The 17,770-nt window shown below is 32.8% G+C and carries 16 protein-coding genes; 6 read left to right on the top strand and 10 right to left on the bottom strand.

The features are described from left to right. The first annotated feature begins 52 nt into the window (after positions 1–52). Complete coding sequence (locus NMAR_RS03340; protein WP_012215007.1) at positions 53–961, top strand: transcription initiation factor IIB; 909 nt, start codon at positions 53–55, stop codon at positions 959–961. On the opposite strand, the gene NMAR_RS03335 is transcribed toward NMAR_RS03340, so the two are convergent. Continuing rightward, the gene (locus tag NMAR_RS03335) at positions 950–1,939 is read right to left on the bottom strand and encodes a CPBP family intramembrane glutamic endopeptidase (protein WP_012215006.1); all 990 of its coding nucleotides are present in this window, start codon (positions 1,937–1,939) and stop codon (positions 950–952) included. The two genes, NMAR_RS03340 and NMAR_RS03335, sit on opposite strands and share 12 nt — an antisense overlap. Positions 1,940–1,945: 6 nt before the next feature. Then, on the bottom strand, positions 1,946–2,254 hold the full coding sequence (gene yciH, locus NMAR_RS03330; RefSeq protein WP_012215005.1) for a translation initiation factor: 309 nt from the start codon (positions 2,252–2,254) through the stop codon (positions 1,946–1,948). A 101-nt stretch (positions 2,255–2,355) separates the two neighbouring features. Between yciH and NMAR_RS03325 the strand changes: the two genes are divergently transcribed. Genes NMAR_RS03325 through NMAR_RS03315 form a run of 3 tightly spaced genes read left to right on the top strand, consistent with a single transcriptional unit; the run spans position 2,356 to position 4,637 of the window. Continuing rightward, positions 2,356–2,685 carry an Sjogren's syndrome/scleroderma autoantigen 1 family protein gene (locus NMAR_RS03325; RefSeq protein WP_012215004.1) on the top strand — a complete coding sequence of 110 codons (330 nt, stop codon included), beginning with the start codon at positions 2,356–2,358 and terminating at the stop codon, positions 2,683–2,685. 34 nt (positions 2,686–2,719) lie between these two features. Then, positions 2,720–2,884, top strand: coding sequence for a preprotein translocase subunit Sec61beta (locus tag NMAR_RS03320; RefSeq protein WP_148680069.1), 165 nt, complete (start codon positions 2,720–2,722; stop codon positions 2,882–2,884). 7 nt (positions 2,885–2,891) lie between these two features. Continuing rightward, positions 2,892–4,637: a DUF2070 family protein gene (locus NMAR_RS03315; RefSeq protein WP_012215003.1), complete on the top strand. Its 1,746-nt coding sequence runs from the start codon at positions 2,892–2,894 to the stop codon at positions 4,635–4,637. Here NMAR_RS03315 and NMAR_RS03310 read toward each other — a convergent pair. Further along, complete coding sequence (locus NMAR_RS03310; RefSeq protein WP_012215002.1) at positions 4,621–5,274, bottom strand: hypothetical protein; 654 nt, start codon at positions 5,272–5,274, stop codon at positions 4,621–4,623. The two genes, NMAR_RS03315 and NMAR_RS03310, sit on opposite strands and share 17 nt — an antisense overlap. Positions 5,275–5,353: 79 nt before the next feature. Between NMAR_RS03310 and NMAR_RS03305 the strand changes: the two genes are divergently transcribed. Then, on the top strand, positions 5,354–7,816 hold the full coding sequence (locus NMAR_RS03305) for an ABC transporter substrate-binding protein (RefSeq protein ID WP_012215001.1): 2,463 nt from the start codon (positions 5,354–5,356) through the stop codon (positions 7,814–7,816). On the opposite strand, the gene NMAR_RS03300 is transcribed toward NMAR_RS03305, so the two are convergent. The 4 genes from NMAR_RS03300 to NMAR_RS03285 all read right to left on the bottom strand — a co-directional run bounded on the left by NMAR_RS03300 (position 7,801) and on the right by NMAR_RS03285 (position 12,987). Continuing rightward, complete coding sequence (locus NMAR_RS03300) at positions 7,801–8,292, bottom strand: DUF367 family protein (RefSeq protein ID WP_012215000.1); 492 nt, start codon at positions 8,290–8,292, stop codon at positions 7,801–7,803. The genes NMAR_RS03305 and NMAR_RS03300 overlap by 16 nt on opposite strands. 34 nt (positions 8,293–8,326) lie before the next feature. Continuing rightward, positions 8,327–11,617, bottom strand: a complete 3,291-nt coding sequence (locus tag NMAR_RS03295) for a lamin tail domain-containing protein (RefSeq protein WP_012214999.1) — start codon at positions 11,615–11,617, stop codon at positions 8,327–8,329. 181 nt (positions 11,618–11,798) lie between these two features. Then, positions 11,799–12,383: a Swt1 family HEPN domain-containing protein gene (locus NMAR_RS03290; protein WP_012214998.1), complete on the bottom strand. Its 585-nt coding sequence runs from the start codon at positions 12,381–12,383 to the stop codon at positions 11,799–11,801. Beyond that, on the bottom strand, positions 12,376–12,987 hold the full coding sequence (locus tag NMAR_RS03285; protein ID WP_012214997.1) for a DUF5343 domain-containing protein: 612 nt from the start codon (positions 12,985–12,987) through the stop codon (positions 12,376–12,378). The genes NMAR_RS03290 and NMAR_RS03285 overlap by 8 nt, the downstream gene beginning before the upstream one ends. Positions 12,988–13,201: 214 nt before the next feature. Here NMAR_RS03285 and NMAR_RS03280 point away from each other — a divergent pair, with 214 nt between their 5' ends. Then, entirely contained in the window at positions 13,202–14,143 is a 942-nt protein-coding gene (locus tag NMAR_RS03280) for a tyrosine-type recombinase/integrase (protein WP_012214996.1), read from the top strand. 4 nt (positions 14,144–14,147) lie between these two features. Here the strand turns inward: NMAR_RS03280 and NMAR_RS03275 are convergent, their stop codons facing one another. From NMAR_RS03275 to NMAR_RS03265, 3 genes are all read right to left on the bottom strand, one after another. Next, complete coding sequence (locus tag NMAR_RS03275) at positions 14,148–15,005, bottom strand: hypothetical protein (RefSeq protein WP_012214995.1); 858 nt, start codon at positions 15,003–15,005, stop codon at positions 14,148–14,150. A 62-nt stretch (positions 15,006–15,067) separates the two neighbouring features. Continuing rightward, on the bottom strand, positions 15,068–15,571 hold the full coding sequence (locus NMAR_RS03270; RefSeq protein WP_012214994.1) for a hypothetical protein: 504 nt from the start codon (positions 15,569–15,571) through the stop codon (positions 15,068–15,070). Beyond that, positions 15,568–17,760: an N-6 DNA methylase gene (locus NMAR_RS03265; RefSeq protein WP_012214993.1), complete on the bottom strand. Its 2,193-nt coding sequence runs from the start codon at positions 17,758–17,760 to the stop codon at positions 15,568–15,570. The genes NMAR_RS03270 and NMAR_RS03265 overlap by 4 nt, the downstream gene beginning before the upstream one ends. Positions 17,761–17,770: the final 10 nt, after the last annotated feature.

The following is a 17,770-nucleotide window of genomic DNA, read 5'->3' as shown; positions in this document are numbered from 1 at the left end:
ATGGTTTAGAAAATGTTAAATATTATCATAAAACGATTTGGGAGATATAAAAATGGTTAAAGGAGAAAATCAAAAATACAAATGTCCAAGGTGTGGAAAAGGCACACTAGTTACTGATCCAAACACTGGAGAGAATTTTTGCGGAGCATGTGGATTTGTAATTACTGAAAAAGTTGAAGAGTCAGGTCCGGAATGGAGATCCTTTTCAAATGAAGGTGAAAACAAAAGCAGAGCAGGAGTTCCAACATCACTTGCAATGCACGATATGGGATTAGCTACTGTAATCAATCCTCAAAACAGAGATGCAACTGGAAAACCATTAACAGCTTCAATGAAAAGTACTATTGAGAGATTAAGAACTTGGGATAGTAGAAGTCAAGTTCATGAACCAGTTGACAGAAACTTTAGACAAGCATTTAGTGAATTAGATAGACTCAAAGACAAATTAGCAGTAGGTGATGCAGTTATTGAAAAAGCAGCTTACATTTACAGAAAAGCATTAGAGAAAGGACTAGTTAGAGGACGTTCCATTTCAGCTTTAATTGCATCAGCACTTTATGCTGCATGTCGAGACACTGAAACCCCAAGAACACTAAAAGATATTGGACAAGCAAGTAACATCAAAAGAAAAGACATTGCAAGATGTTATAGATTATTGTTAAGAGAATTAAATTTGAAGATGCCAGTAGTAGACCCAATCAAATGTATTTCAAGAATTGCAAGCAAAGCTGGTTTATCAGAGAAAACAAAAAGAAAAGCAACAAAGATTTTGCAAACTGCAGAAGAAAATAAAATTTCAGCAGGTAAAGACCCAATGGGATTAGCAGCTGCTGCACTCTATGTTGCATGTGTAACAAATGGAGAAAATAAAACACAGCGAGATGTAGCAGAAGCTGCAGGAGTCACTGAAGTGACCATCAGAAACAGGTACAAAGGCCTAAAAGTAGCATTAAACCTCTAGAGAAGATTCCTTTTTAGAACAATACCTATGTAAGAACAACATTCCCACAGACAATATTCCAGATGCTAAAAGTAACAATTCCAAAGTAGACATCAATGAATGTGAAAATGCGCTTTCAATAGATATTGAATTTATCTGAGATAGAAAAGTTGCGTAAGAGAATATGAAATAGTTTGTTGCCCAATGAATCAACAAAGATGCAACAAATCCAAATCTAAGATAGACCCATCCTAAAATAATTCCCCCAGCAGCAGCTTGAGCAAATTTTCCTTCAGTCCATGATTCTGCAAATGCAATATGGGCAAACCCAAACAAAATACCAACAAAAACAATCAGTAAAATTGCCTTTTTTGAATCATAAATGTCAAGATTTCTAGGAGACCACAAACATTTGAAAAAATATTTTACAGAGGTTCTTCTAGAATAAAGCGCAAATAGTGGAATTCCAATCAGAATTAAACGGAATCCAATCTCTTCAATTAAAGGTGCAAGGGACACATAAAAAAATTGTATCAAGTCATTGTCGTCAAGAGGAGGAACGGTTACAATTCCAAATTGTTCCTGTACAAAATTAATCAATACAGAAACTAAAACTAGAATAGATAGCCATTTTGTAACACCAACCATATAGTTTGAGGTTGAATCGTATTTTCCAAAAGATATGATAGAGGTAAATGATTTTAGAAATCCAGTTTTAGGACCCAAGATAGCAATTACAAACAAGACAACATAAAATACCCACAAACCAACAAAGACATCACCAATGCTAACATCAGATGCAGTTTGATATACTGAAGTTCCTTCAAATAATACCAAATGAGTTATTGGAAAGTCATAATTGATATCACCACCAATATCGCTTTCAAAAACAACAAAGATGCCAATTGGAAAAGAGACCAAAAGTAATCCAAAGATTACAGAAAGTAATGCAGTAAAAGGAATACCAACAGCTTGAAGTAATTTATTTTGATTTTGCAATTTGTTTTAGTGTAACTCGATACTTTCTTCAGCAAAGCCTAGATCAGTTAGAGTATCTTTGATGGTGTCACGATGATCACCTTGCAAGAAAATGTAGCCTTCTTTGGCAGTTCCACCACACGCATACTTGCTTTTTAGTTCCTTTGCAACAGTTTCTAAATTATTTAGTTTAGGATCCAAGCCTTCAATCATAGTACCTTTTTTCTTAAACCGTCTTGTTTCTAATCGAATTATAATTTTGGTGCTATCTTTGGCAAGTTCACCGCATGCACACAAGTCTTCAGGAAGACCACAAGTATTACAAATTACTGCCATTCGTTCGAATAAATTCAATTATACGCACTATTAAGCCTTGTTTGAAATACAATATTTTTGAAAATAATTGGATTTTTTAGATAGAAAATTCAAGAAAAATAGTGTCAAAAGATCTTACAAAAAAAGCAGCAGAAATGTTACTACAAGGGGCAACGTTACTCAGTGAACCATGTCCATACTGCAAAGGAGTAAGAGTGATGAAAGACGGGCATGCATTATGTATAAGCTGTGGCAGAGAGCCTGAGAAAAAAGAGATTCCAGTAGTGAACCAAAAGGAGATTAAATCATCACTGTCGGAGACACTAGAAAAAAAACTTGCAGTTTTGTCAAAAGAGTTGGAAGAAGAAAAGGATCATACAAAGCAGCAGGAGATACTAAATTCGATTAATTCCCTACTAGAGGCAATGGATAAGATCAAAAACAAACAATAAAGTTTTTATGTCAAAATCCTTGTTTTCGAGTTAAATGGCAGATAAGAAATCAGCACCACTTCCAGCATCAAGTGGAGGTCTCATGAGGTTCTTTGAAGATGAGACAAAAGGATTCAAGATAGATCCAAGAATCGTAGTATCAATTCCTATTAGTTTAATTTCCATATCATGGGCAATCGATATCTTTTTAGCTCCCTGAATAAGAAATGGAAAAAGAATCAGACGATGTTTCAAATATTCACAATAGGTTTTCCCTTACCCTAGTAAATCCATCATCACATTACTTTTCACTAGTGGTATCACTGGGAGTGGCCGCAATAATTTCACTTGCAACACTCTTGGGGTATTTGGACAGTAGTATTGAAGAAGCATGGTATATTGTACCTGCAGTCATGACAGTACTTTTCTTAACACAATTACTTGATACACGATTCACAAAGAAAAAAGAATACTCAAAGTCATTACATTCCTCATTATTTGCAAATATGTTATGGGCTGCAACAGTATTGTTAGGATTACTAGCAAGTTTTGTCTTATCTAAAGAAACATCATTGTTCTTTGTAACTTTTGGAATGTTTCTCTTTGCAAGTTTTAGAATTGGGATTTACACTACAACGCTTGGAGTAAGTCTCAAGAAAGCATGGGCGATTTGTTTTGTTCAACCATTAGCAATGTTTGCAGTTTTAATCCCACAACATTTGTGGAGTCCAATGTTCAGTGACCCAATGACATTGTTTTACGGGATTTCATTTATGATAATTGCTAGTGTGTGGTCAGTACTTACAGACAGAGCAGGAAGACCAGGAATGGAAAGTACTCATAAAACAATTCAAGCATATCTTGCATCACAAAAAAATGATCATACAGAAGCAGAAGAAATCATGGAAGAGCGCTCTAGTGAAACCAAGGTTGCAACTTCACAAATAAGATTGTCAGCTAATGACGGAGGTAAAGAATTCAGAATGGTTCTACCTGAAATTCATCCAGGTCCATATCATCCAGTAGGGGGTAGCAACATACCATATTTGATTTACAAAAATTTGTCATCATCAGCCATGGTGATGCACAGTATATCAGACCATGCACTCAATCTTCCATCAAAAAATGAAGTTGAAAATTATCTAAAGAATCTAGAAAACAGCAAAGTCAAAGAAGAAGGATTGCAGTGTACAGAACCAGTAACAGTCCAAATCAACAAAGCAAGAGTGATTGGATTGCTTTTTGGAAAAAACCCATTACTGTTCTTGTCACTGTCACCACATGGAATGGAAGACATTCCAAACTACATGAAAAATGATATTGAGCAATATGCTAAAAACCGAAATTATTCAAAACCGCTAATTGTTGATTGTCACAATGCAATGGGAGAAGAAATTTCAAGTGAAGATGGGGAAGATATGCTAAAAGCTGCCAAATCCTGTCTAGACACTCTAATCACAAAAGATAGTTTCCCAATTGAATTTGGATATGCAAATTCAGATGACATGGATGTTTGGACTGAAGACTTGGGAATGGGTGGACTAGGAATAGTATGTCTCAAAATCAATGAAAAAAAATACTTTCTTGGATGGGCAGATGCAAATAATATGGAAAATGGAGTTAGAGAGAAGATCATAGATTTGTTTGCAAGAAAAGACCTTCAACTACTTGAGATTTGCACATCAGATACTCATTATGCACCAGTGAAAGCCAGAAATAGAAATGGATACTACCAATTAGGATTGATTACCAGTGCAGATAAACTTGCAAAATGGTTTTTGGAGATTGCAAGCAATGCTGAATCTAACACATCAACTGCAAAGTTTGAGATTTTAGAAAATGAAACAGAAGTTAAAGTGATGGGACAAGGGATCTATGAAGATTATTCAAAGGCATTAGATAACTCATTAAAAATCACTAAAGGGTTTCTAATTGGAGGAGTAATATTCTTCATAACTAGTCTTTTTCTATAGTTTTCATCTGATCAATATTTCCATAAAATTCATCAACAAATGATGAGAATTGAAATATTGGTACAATAGGCACATTTTCAATAAAATCAACTTTATCTTGATACAAAGTAACAATGACAGGAACTGCAATGGCACCTTCTGTTTTTGCCACATATTGCCTTGTTCTCTCAATTTGTTTTTTAACGACAGATGAAAGTGAGGATACACTATAACGCTTCCAGTGTTTGCAATCAATTAGTATCGCAACACCCAATCTAACTCCAACTACATCAATTTCCATTCGAGGTTTTGTTAAAATCATGTTTCTCATTACAGCAAAATTTTTGGAAGAAAGTATTTCTGCAGTTAATCCTTCAAAATCTTTCCAATCTAGAGCAATAGATATCTCATCTACTGGAAATCCCTTTTCAAGTAAAGATATTGCTATCTTTAGTTTGTCCCCTTCTTCAAAATAGTAAAAACTATCCTGTTTTGTTCCAATGTTGTTTTTGATAAATTCATCTAAAATTGATTTTGATTCATCTTCGCTTATTTTAGTTACAGCTGAAAAATCTTTTGGAGAAACACCACCAATAATTATTCCTTTTAGCCCAGTAATCATTTTTGGATTAATTTTCAATTTAAATTCATGAATCATGAAAGGAATTTAGGTTTTAAGAAATAAAGAACAGGGTATTATGATATAGGTTTTATTATGAGCCTCTTAAATTATTGATATGAAAAATATGCTAGTTGTCATACTAGCTCTTTCAATAGTTATTGTTGGAACAAATCAAGTATTTGCAGAAAAAAATGTATTTGTAGATTCTGTAAAATTTATCCAATATTTAGATGAGAATACTGCGTTAGAAGAAGTTCGAAATGGCAACCTTGACATGTATTATTACAGAATATCTTCAGATAGACTGGAAAACAATCAAGATAGAGAAGGATTGCATGTTTTTGATTCTACAGGCGGGTCATATAGTATTCTAGTCAATCCTGCAGAAGCAGAAAAATTTAATCCGTTTTCAATTAAAGAAATCAGGTTTGCTCTAAACTATTTGGTAGACAGAAAATTGATTGTGAATGAATTGATGGGAGGATATGGTTCACCAATAATTTCCTATTACGGACCTTCAGACCCAGAATATCTAACAATTTTGGAAGAATTGGAGAGATTTAATTTCAAATACAACCCTACACTGGCTCAAGAAATTATCACAAGTGCTCTAAAAGAAAAAGGAGCAGTGAAAATTGATGAAAGATGGTACATGGATGAGTCTCCAATTGAAATTAGGATGTTTATCAGAAGTGATGATCCAGTTAGAAAATCAATTGGAGAGATTTTAGCAATAGAATTAGAGAAGGTTGGATTTTCAGTAAAGAAAGATTTTGGGGATTTGAATAAGGCATTTGTTGTAGTATATGGTTCAAATCCATCAGATTTGAAATGGAGTTTGTATACTGAAGGATGGGCACGTTCAGCATTTGTAAGATATGATTCAGTAGGACTAAGTCAAATGTATTCACCATGGTTTTCAAACATGCCAGGTTTTAACGATCCATCCTATTGGAATTATGAAAATGTAAAGATGGACGAAATAACTCAAAAAATCTACACAGGAGATTTTCAAACTTCGGAGGATAGATCAGTGTTGATTCAAGATGCAGTAGTTGAGGGAATTAATGAATCTGTGAGAATTTTTTTGGCAAGTAAAATTGATCAATATGTTGTAAATGAGAAAGTAAGTGGGGTAGTTAATGACTTTGGAGCAGGAGTGCCAAGTAGATTCACACCAATAAATGCACAAAGTCAAAATGATGAACTAGTAATTGGAGTCAAGCAAATCTATCAAGGTGCATGGAATCCAATCATGGGTTTGACTGATAGTTATAGCAGACATATTTGGGGAGTGGTGTCAGATCCTGGAACATTCAAACATCCATTTACAGGAGAAACATTTCCAATTAGAACAAATTGGCAGATAGAAACTGCTGGTCCAAATGGAAATCTAACAGTTCCAACAGATGCAATAATCTGGAATCCAGTAGTACAACAATGGGAAAACATCAAACCAAATACAGTAGCTAAAAGCAAAATTGTTTTTGATTTTAATTTTGGTAATTGGCATAATGGTCAAAAAATCGACATGAATGACATTATGCATTCTCTATATTTTACAATTGAATGGGGAACACAAACAGACGAAAATGATAAAACGTTTGATGCAGAATTTACCCCTAGAGCTGCTCAAAATATTCAAACAATAATTGGGGTAAACCAAATCGATGAGGATACCATTGAAGTTTATGTGGATTATTGGCATTTTGATGAAGGAGAGATAGCTGATTGGGCAGTTATTTGGAATACAATGCCTTGGGAAATATCTGCAGCAATGGAAAAAGCAGTTCAAGACGGCAAAGTATCATTTTCTAGATCAGGAGCAACAAGCAAGAATGTGAATTGGTTATCGTTAATTATTCCAAATGATGCAAATCTTATCAAAGAGTATTTGCAAGAATTCAGAGATTCAAATCACATACCCGTTTCACTAGAGAAAAATAACTCAGAATCAAAGTATTTCCAAGAAAGATTTGATTCATCTATAAAATGGATTGAAGAAAACAATCATGCAGTAATTAGTAATGGGCCATTTTATCTAGAATCATATGCACCAGAATCACGAACAATTACAATAAGTGCATTTGAAAATGATATGTATCCATTTAAGATTGGAAGTTGGTCTGAATTTGAAAATCCAAAATTTCCAATAATTACAGGAATGGAAATGAACAGTATTATCAAGAAGGGTGAAGAATTTTCAATAAAAATCGAGGCTAAGAATACAGATTCAATCTTATATTTTCTAACAAACAATCAAGGAGAAATGGTTTCATCACAATCATTGAATATGCTAGGAGAGAAAATTAGTATCAACATAGATTCAACAAATTCAGAAAAATTACAAACAGGAACTGGTAATGTAAAGATTTTTGCAGTATCAAACTCAGTGCTCAAACCAGATTTTTATGAAACAAGTTTCATTGTAACTGAAATGAAATCAGAGTTACCAAGTAGTTCTTCTGAAGATATAGAATTTTTTGAGAACAAAACAGGTTATGAGATTTGGATAATTCCAATAGTAATAATTGTAGGGGTCATCATTGTGTTAAAGAAACGTCAGAGTAAACCATAATCTTTAAGAATTAATTCAATTTGTTCTTCGTTTTCTAATTTCAAATATTCATCAAATAAATTTTGATTTAATTCATAGAAAGTATGTCCCCACTTGAATTTTTCAAGTAGTTCTAAACCTTGTTCTTTTTGTCCCAAGATGAATAATGATGCAGCCAATGCTTCAACAGTGGTTAATTTGTTTAATTTTGCATAATTTACAGGATTTCCTGCAAGTAATGGTGGAAGTTTTCGTTTTATTCCATTAAATTTTTTTGAAAATGCTTGATCAGCTAGATTCCAAGAGCAATCAATTCCAACAATAGAGTTGATTAGTGATTTGTCTTTAGACATAAGAGTATTTTTTGAGAAAGGATCTAAAACTAATCCTTTAGTTCCGATTTTTTTAATACTTTGAGCAAGACCAAACTTTACCATTTTTGCAGCTGTGCATTTTTTTGGATCATCTTGATAAAACATCAAAACTTGGAGTTTCATTTCAAATAATTTCAGAGTAAATGGTATTTTGAACTTACTCTATTGTTTTGTAAGTTACTTTGTAATAGAACCTGGATACTTGTTCATCTTTGAGTATTTCTACATTCCAATCAGAATCAGGCAAGAATGATTCAGAAGATTCAGGTAGTATGCTGAATTTTTCTAGGCGTACATCAGGGCCACTATACCTTACATTTAGACTCATTCCATCTACTTCAACGACATCATAAATTTGTCCAGGTTTTCTAGTGGATTCACTAACAAGACAATCAGCATCAGGACCAATTATACAAACACCACTCTCAGAAGATACTTTGAGATTTACATTAGAGGCTTCATCTTTAATTGGAGTAAGTAAGGAGCCAGAAACAACTCTAGGAGCAAAGGTTGCATCATCTACAGTTTTTTCTGGAGTAGATACAGAAATTGTTTTGTCAGGAATTCTGTTTTCTTTTTCAATCACTGTTTCTAATTTAGGAGCAAGAGGTTCTTCTACAACGTTAAATCTAATATGTTTTGTTTCAAAGTCAGCATCAATAGTTACTTCATATGTTCCAATTGAAGATAATGTATTCTTGATTGGGAATTCATGAGTAAAAGAACCAGATGGGCTAGGACGAATGGATTTTACTTGTCCAACATGAGTTCCACAAATAAAAGAACCACAAGTAATTTCAGTATCAGACTTTTTAATGATACTTACATCATAGGCTTCAAGATAAATCAATTTGTTTGGTTTTCCAGAAATAATTACGGTATCACCAGGATAATATTCAGATTTATCAGTTGATGCTAATAACGATACAGGTTCATCAATACCAAATGTAAAATCATTAGCAACACTAAATGTTGATGTTACTTGCTTTGTGGAATAAATTGCTTTTACAGTATACATGCCCTCACTAAAGATAGTTGCAGGTAACTCAAACAAGCTTGAAAATTCACCACCTTGTTTTGGGTAAACAGATGCTTCATGAATTTGCTTGTACGGGAATGTTCCATCCAAAACTTTGATAGTTACACGGTCGGGAACTACTAATCCCTCATCACCTTGATCACGAGGAATAACATTTCCAATTACTTTGAGTTTATCTCCTGCTTGGTACAGAGATTTGTCTGTAGTTATAAAAAGAGGGGTGGCAGATAAAGAATCATTTTCAGGATCAGTAGATACTTTGAATAGTAAATCTTTGCTGTATGTATCACCTGCTACTTTGATTTTATAAATACCGAAATTTGAAAATGTAACACCACGTTCACCGTCAGATTTCAGCGTTTGATATCGTTCTGAAACAGGGGTAGTCCAAGACCAAGAGAATCTTTGGTTATCAACAGCTTCGCCATATGTGGTTTTTGTACCATCAGGTCTTGTAACAGAAATAGTTACAGAACGATCACTTGTCGGAATAATACCACTAACAACCACCTGTTCACCTAAACCATAAACATCTTTATCAAGAGATACCACACCTCCGCCTGCTAAGTCATCAACAATATCAAACGAAGTTGTTGAAGTAAGATCAAGATATTGTGCAGTTATAGTGTACGTACCTTCAGAAAATATACCTCTACTAATGTCAGCAGTTACAGAAAATGTTCCACCAGATTCAGGTATTGCAGTGAACTGATATTTTGCAGTCACACTACCTGTGCCGCCAGCAGCTCCCTGATTAACACCCTCAGGAACACCAATAATAGAAAGGGGTTTACCGTTTTCATCTTTAAATGAAATTAACACGGTAGGAGTTTCAAAACTTGTTCGATCTACAGGGTTCTTTATTTGACCACGGATTACGAGTTCTTTATCCAAAGTGAAATCATAAACAAGCTTGTTTGTTGTAACAATTAGTGGATCAGTGATTGGGACAAAGTTTTCAGGTTCTTTTACTACCATGACAGTCTTTTTTGCAGAGCCAATATCTTTAGAAACTTTGATTTTATAATCACCTAATCGAGTATCCACATCAGGAATTGTAAAAGAATACTTGAATTTACCATCACCGTCAATTCGGACAACATCAAGAATTTTTAGAACATTACCACCACCAAGTTGGCTGCCAGTGCCCAAAGCAAGATTCTTTGTTTGTACTATTTCTAAATCAAGGGAAGCAACCCACACATCATTTAGTCTTCCAGTTATGGTTACTACTTCACCAGTTCCATAAACATCCTTATTAGTCCACAGAGATATTGGAACAGTTTCTTTTGCATCTTCTATTACTTCAAATGTTGTGATTACAGATTTGTCAACATATTCACCAATTATTTCATAAGTACCATATACAGGATTTACAGTTGACAAGAAAATACTGGTTTTAAATTGACCATTTACAGGAAACAAATTTCCATTATACACAATTGTACCCTCAGAATTAGTAACAGTGAATTTCATCCCCTGAAATTCAACAATATCGGTAGCAGTACCGGTAATTGAAACCATTTGACCGGGAATGTATTGAGTTTTGTCAGTGTTCAAATTGAGAAAACTGTCTTGTTGTACTTGTTCTTCAGTAATTTCATATCCCACTGAGAATGACGTATTAACAGTTGATCCTGCATAAGATGCATTTATTGTGTAATCGCCTTCATTGATTCCTAAAACTTTTTGCAGCCCCAAAGTTGTTTTAAAATTTTTGTTTAGATCAGGGTACAAAGTTAATGTTTTGTCAAAATTAGGACCACTAATTTTTACAGTAATTACTTCAGGTTGAAAGAATGGTTTCTCAACAAATACTGCTTTAGAAACACTTCCTTCAATTACAGCAGTTTCTCCAAACAAGTAAAATGATTTATCTGAAGAAAGAGAAAGAGAAATTTCATCTTGTTTTTGTTCTTGTACTAGTTTTCCATTAGTAGAACCAGAGGTAGATGTTACAAATTTCCAATCATCAGGATTGTCCAAATCATAACCATCATAGATCCTTTGCCAAGATGTAAAGTCATTTTTAATATCTGAGAGTATTGGAGTCTTATCAATTACAATTCCATTTTCATCTCGTAATTCAACAGATTCATTGATGTCAGTAAACCAAACACTTTGATAAGAAAAAGTTAAAAATTGTCCAGGTTCAATAGTAGTTCCAGAGCCAATTGTCATAGTTTTCTTTAGAACAGTTGTTGACGCAATTTGCCACCCACTCAAATCAATTTCAGAATCAGTAGGATTGTAAAGTTCAACCCACTCAGAAATGGATTTTGAATCATCGCCAGGAGGATTAATATCAACTTCGTTAATCACAACATTTTCTGCGGTTTGAGCATATGCAGGAACAATTACCCCTACAAGTAAGAATATGAAAAATACAATATGCAGAGTCTGATTCATTGCTGTTTCCTCTTTTTTTTGACTAAAAGGGTCATTTTAGAATGGAATTGAGGAAAAGTTGAGCTTGTTGTTAAAGTTGACCTAGAAAATCCGACTTTTAGGTACGATTTCATGCGTATTTTATGGTTTTTTGAGTATTTAGAGAAGACGTAGGATTGATCTGTTAGGCTCGTTTTACATATCAGGTTTGGATTCTCTGCCAATCTTTTACAAGTAATTCTAAACGAGTGACCTCATCAGGTTCCAATTCACAACTATGTGCAATTAAATTTCTAGTTTTATTGAATTGAGAAAGGATTTGCTGCATTGCTTTTTTCCCCCTTAATCGATCTGAAAACAGATCCCATTGAGATTCTATTATTGGAATTAATTCTCCAAAATTCGTATAAGTTAATGGGTCATCAGCAGAACGAATAGCCATTACAGAATCTTTTTCATCCTCTTGAATTTGTTTGACATTATCTTTGATTCCTTTAGGAATACCTTTTTCCCACCAATCTTTCCCATATTTTTCTGTCAAAGTTTCTTTAATTAATCTCCTCACAGAATTTTCTAAGGAAAAATAGACCACGTAAAAATCAGCCATTCTTTTTGCACTTTTTCTAATATCCGAATCAAATAATTCAGGATCTACATTTTCATCTTTTTTGACAGTGTTTATATGACCAATCTCAATCCCACGTTGTTCTAGTTTTGCTAATTCTGTTTCTAGCATAAAATTACGCATTCCATAGTTTCGAATTTTTTCAGAAAATTTTTCACTCATTTAGAATATGTTCCTTCAAACTTTTGAAGATAGCATTAAAAACTTCGATGTCTGTTGTTGCAGGCAAATTAAGATTAATGGTATAGTTTAATCCAATCTTTGAAGATACAGGAGAAGATCTAATGATATCAGGAAGATTTTCTGTTTCTCCATTTTCATTTTTAGTAATTTCACTACCTTCAAAATCTCCCAGAGTACATAATTCAGCAAATGTTGCAGCTACAACAATTACTGTTTTATCGTCTTCACCAACACCAAGAATTGTTCTAAGTTTTGCTGCAACTTGTTCTTTGGTTAATCTATGAGCATATTCATTAGCAGTAAATAACTCACCATATGCTTCTTTTACTCTCTGTGCCATGATTTTTTTCCCCAAACTTTCATCTCTATAATCTCGATAGTGTTGAGTAGGAACATTTCCTTGATCTAAAAATCCCAGATTTTTCATAAAGGGGATCATAGCATTATAACTTGAAGATTTTAGTCCTAACATTGTAGAAACAAAATCTCGATTAAATTTAGTTGGAACGTTGGCAGTTTTTATAGCATTAAACAAATTTGGTAAAAGACCATATCCATTAACATAAGGAGGATAGTTAACCATAATTCTGTAATTAATCTAAACTATAAAAAAGTCACGTAGGTTATTGCATAATTACCTATTATCATCATTAATTATGAAAATAATAATTTTTATAAAATAATTTTTTAATTCCTAAGATTTTTCTATTTCCTTGTTCAAGATATAATGAATAAAGCCATCTGCTAAATTTCACATAACATATCAAATCAAGAACAAACTTTTTCATAATTGTACATTGCAATCCTTTCTCTTAAAGAACAAATCAAAAAAGTCATTCCTGGAGGGAATTCAATCCTTACAATTCTCGACTCGAGAAAATTATCAGGCAGGAATTAACAGATTTGAGGAATTTTGTAAATTTGCCTATGATGGAAGAGACATCAATGAAATCATAAAAGAACTCAAAAGAATTCCATTTGAGCAACGTGATCAAGCCTATTTTGACGTATTACAGGATTTTGTGAATTGGCTTGAAAATCAAAAATTAGCAAGTGCTACAGTCAAAATGTATTATCAAATTGCAACATACTATTGTAGTTACAATGGAATTCGTGCACACCCAATAGACCTTAAACACAATATCAAAAAACCAAAGAAGATCAAAGAAAAATTACACCCATTATCAAAAGACGAAATTCTCAAACTCTTTGAATTTACTCCAAAATCCAGACTGATGTTGTATCTAGTTCTAATTGGAACTGGTATGCGAATTCAAGAGACGGTCTCTTTGAAAAAAGCTGATTTTGATTTTAGTTTAAAGAGAATTAAAATCGAAATTCCTGGAAAATATACAAAGACCAGAGTATCTCACACCACCTTTGTTTCTAAAGAAGCTGAAAAAATGTTAAAACCTCATTTAGAATCATTATCTGAAAATACTCTTGTATTTGCTACAAATTCTTATCCATTTCATGCTAAAATGACAGAGATTGAAGCATTTGCAAGATATAGAAAAAGAGCAGGTCTAACTGAAAAATACACTTCAGTAAATCGTCATAAATTTACACTCCATTCATTTCGTTCCTATTTCTTTACTAGGGCAAGACGAATTCATGATACTGATATTGCTCACGCCATGGTCGGGCATGTCACATACTTGGATATGTATGACAGAAAAGATGATGATGAAAAATTGGAATTATTTCTTAAAGTAGAACCTTCTCTCAAGATTTTTTGATTGGTTAAGAATTGTCAGATTCAATCATGTCATCTTCAAAATTTTGTGGAACATATCCTAAACCGAGTTTAGATTTGGATGAAAGAAAATCTCGCCCAGAAAACAATTCAAAATTATTGCGATATAGAGAATTCAAAGAGGAGATAGGACTAATTAGAAAATCATGTTTTGGGTGAGATTTCAAAAGACCAATTTTCTTTTTGTCATCAAACCATACAACCTTACCTTTAAGGAATTTTCCAGATAAACGCATTGACTCAGATTTATCTTCATAATGTTTTAGGAAAATGCGTAGTGTATCCTCAGACATATCAAATTTTGTTTTAGAATGTTGTCTAGAATCAGAGTTATGTTTTGAAGACAATTGCAGAAAATGCATAATGTTTGAAAGTTTTTGAGAGTCTTTTTCTGAATTTAAAAATACAGTATCCAAGCTTGTGGCAAGATCCGATAGTTCTTTTTTAATTTTTTCATCATATGTTTTATCTAATTTTTGAGTACTAAGTATTCCATAAATTGTTTCCAAACTATCCAAGATAGTTTCAAATGAATCTGCTTTGGCCAAACCATGTTTTATTATTAGAATAGTAAGAATTTGAGATGCAATGTCTTTTGCAAAACGTAAAATATCAAGATCAATATTTTCTTTTAAAAGATGGAGTGTATGAGAAAGTAATTTCAAATAGATTCTCTCATCAACATCAACTAAATTTTTAAATGCATACAAGCCACGTCTTAAAACCTCATTTCGGCTTATGTCAAATTCTTGATTTTTAGAAATTTTTTCAATATCACGTAATAGGGCATCTTCTCTTGGCCCATAAGTCATCGAAAGAGCAAATTTACTATCTTTTTTTACCATGGATAAAATGCTGCTTATTCTTATATAAAGAATAATATAACTAATAATATAACATTGTATGATTATTCTTCACAATAGGCACGATAATACTGCATAGCAACATCAGCAGGGTCATCATGTGGAAATACTTGATAATTAGTAATATGCCCCCATCCAGTACGAAATTTGAGGTCTATAGCAGAAGGAGAAATATCTTTTATTTTTGACTGGTATTCTTCTTGCTCCAATTGAGTACTGCCAATAATTTTATCAAAATCTACAGCATTTTCTTCAGTTCTAATCATATAATGATGAAAATCATCTTTGAAAAGAACAGACAGAGGATTAGAAAGGGTATTATCAATATTATGGGGTTTGAATTTCCAAGCACTTCGAGTAATTACGACTTTAATTTGCTTTTTAGAATAAACAACAATTACTGGTTCATAATCTTCAACAGGCATAAACCCATCATGAGGCCAATGATACCAAATAATTTCATATTTATCAGAATTTGATTCAACTAATACTTCAAGTAAAGGGTTGTCGGGATTTTTTTTGGTAAAGATAATAGGACTAGTAATCAATTTAGTAACTCCTCAATAGTTTTTTCTACATTTTTTGATAGAGATGTTTTTGAATTTTCCAAGTTCTTTATTAGATGGTTAAGTTCAGATTTAGCATCAAGAATTTTTTTCAAATCATTTGCAATTTTGTGTTGTTTAGAAATTGAAATTAATGGGATTTGTATTTTTTCAAGATTACTTAGACTGATGCCACGAATTGTACTTCCGGTGGTGCATTGTCTAATTTGTCTTTGGCCTAATTCAGAATATAGAAATGATGCAAGATATTGAGAAATTATTTTATCTGAATTAATTCTTATACGTATTATATTATCACTAAAGATTACATTAGCATCCTTATTACATAATCCGACATTACCAACAGTACCAGAACGAGTTATTGCAATATCACCTTTTTGTAACAAATATTTTTCAATAGAAAATTCAACCCCAACTTCAGATGCATTTGATAAATCTACTTCAAAGTCTTTGATTTGTTGACCTTTGACCAAAAGGTATTTTGTATCTTTTTTGAGTTTACTGTTCTTAACACCAATAGTAATGTCTGCAATATCTTTTAACATACACATGTTTGTTTGGTTTCCTAAATCACTAGTATTCTGGAAATAATTTTCATCTAGACGTAAATCAGAATTTAGATTTTGATCAAATTTAGAACCTTTGTTTGTTTGTAAAAATTTGTTAAAATCTTCTAAAATTTTTGAGAAATCACTTTCTTTAGCAAGAATTCCTTGTTTGTCATAACCCAAATTTTTTGCATAGGCGGTAAATATCATATAAGAATTGGAGATGATTTTTGGCCCTAATTTTTCTAGAACCAGAATAGTTGTTTTTATGGAGGAATAAGGAAAAAAGGCATAATCAGGCAAGCTGATAATTCCTAGAACTTTGAAATTTGTAGTGATAAATTCTCTTATTTTTCGAGTAGATTTGTTGGAAGTAATACCCTCAGGTAGAATAATAATTAATTTTCCACCTTCTTTTAACAATTCCCAACTTCTTTCAATGAACAACGATTCCATGAACCTATTCCCAGAAATAGTTAGCATTGAAAAATTGGCATAATCCTTGGTTAAACGTAATCCGAAAGGTGGGTGGGTTAAAACAAGATCAAAGGAATTTGTTTGAATGTTGCCAGAAGACATTTTTGCCAAATTCTCAAGAGGTCCAAGACTGTCAGCACAGATAACAGAAGCATTTTTGATGCCATTCAAATAGCAGTTTATTTTAGCGATATTGGCTATTTGTCGGTTGGCATCAACACCAACAACTGAAGCACCAAATTTTCCTGCATTAACAAGAAACGCCCCACTGCCACAAGCCAAATCTAAAACTTTCATTTTAGAATTAATTTTAAACAGATGGCTCATAAACTCAGAAATAGCATCAGGAGTCAAATAAGCACCAGTCGATTTAGACAAAATGCCTTGTGAAAATCCTAATGGCATATTTTTTAATTGAGATTTTGTTAAAGAATATTTTTGAAGTTTAAAGACAATTTTGGAAATCAAATCATGAGGTAATTTAAAATCAAGATCAAAGATAAAATTATTTTCTTTTGAATTGATTTGATGAAGGAGTTCTTCAAGTCTAGAAACAATTTTAAGATAAGAGTCGTTTTTTCTTGCAAAAAATAATGAGGTACCAGAATTTTTTTCATCAAAAATTTTTGCGCCAATTATTTTATGAAGATCATCAACAATTTCTTTTTCAGTAACATGAAGCAATCTTGGATCATTTTGCAGAGATTCAAAAATACCATAGAAAAATGGTTCAGGTTCATTTAATTCCAATTGAGGAGGATTTTTCTTAGTTCGTTTATCTTTTGATAGTGCAGGAATATCAGGAATCTCATTAAATTTGATTTGTTTTGAGGATTTTTCTATTTCGTAGCATATGTCATAATAACCATTTGTAAGAATTACAAAATTATTTCCCAAAACAGAAGACATTTGTTCCAGTGTGTTTTTTGCCTGTTCAAAATTTAGGGTCAGATCAGTTTTGATTTCAACCAAGACAAATGGTCGATCATCTTGATAAATAATGGCATCAGCGATGAATCGTTTTAGCCCTAATTGTACAGGAACATCGAGTCGAATGTTTTTTTCGTCAAACCCATATTCAATACTCAGTTTAGAAATATACTTTTTGCGTATTTCTGATTCAGTTTGTTGGTGTATACTGCCCACACTATTTTAG

Origin of the sequence: Nitrosopumilus maritimus SCM1, from assembly GCF_000018465.1 — an archaeon.
Lineage (GTDB): Archaea > Thermoproteota > Nitrososphaeria > Nitrososphaerales > Nitrosopumilaceae > Nitrosopumilus > Nitrosopumilus maritimus.
The sequence above is the reverse complement of the archived record's forward strand: the minus strand, read 5'-3'. Positions and strand labels throughout refer to the sequence as shown.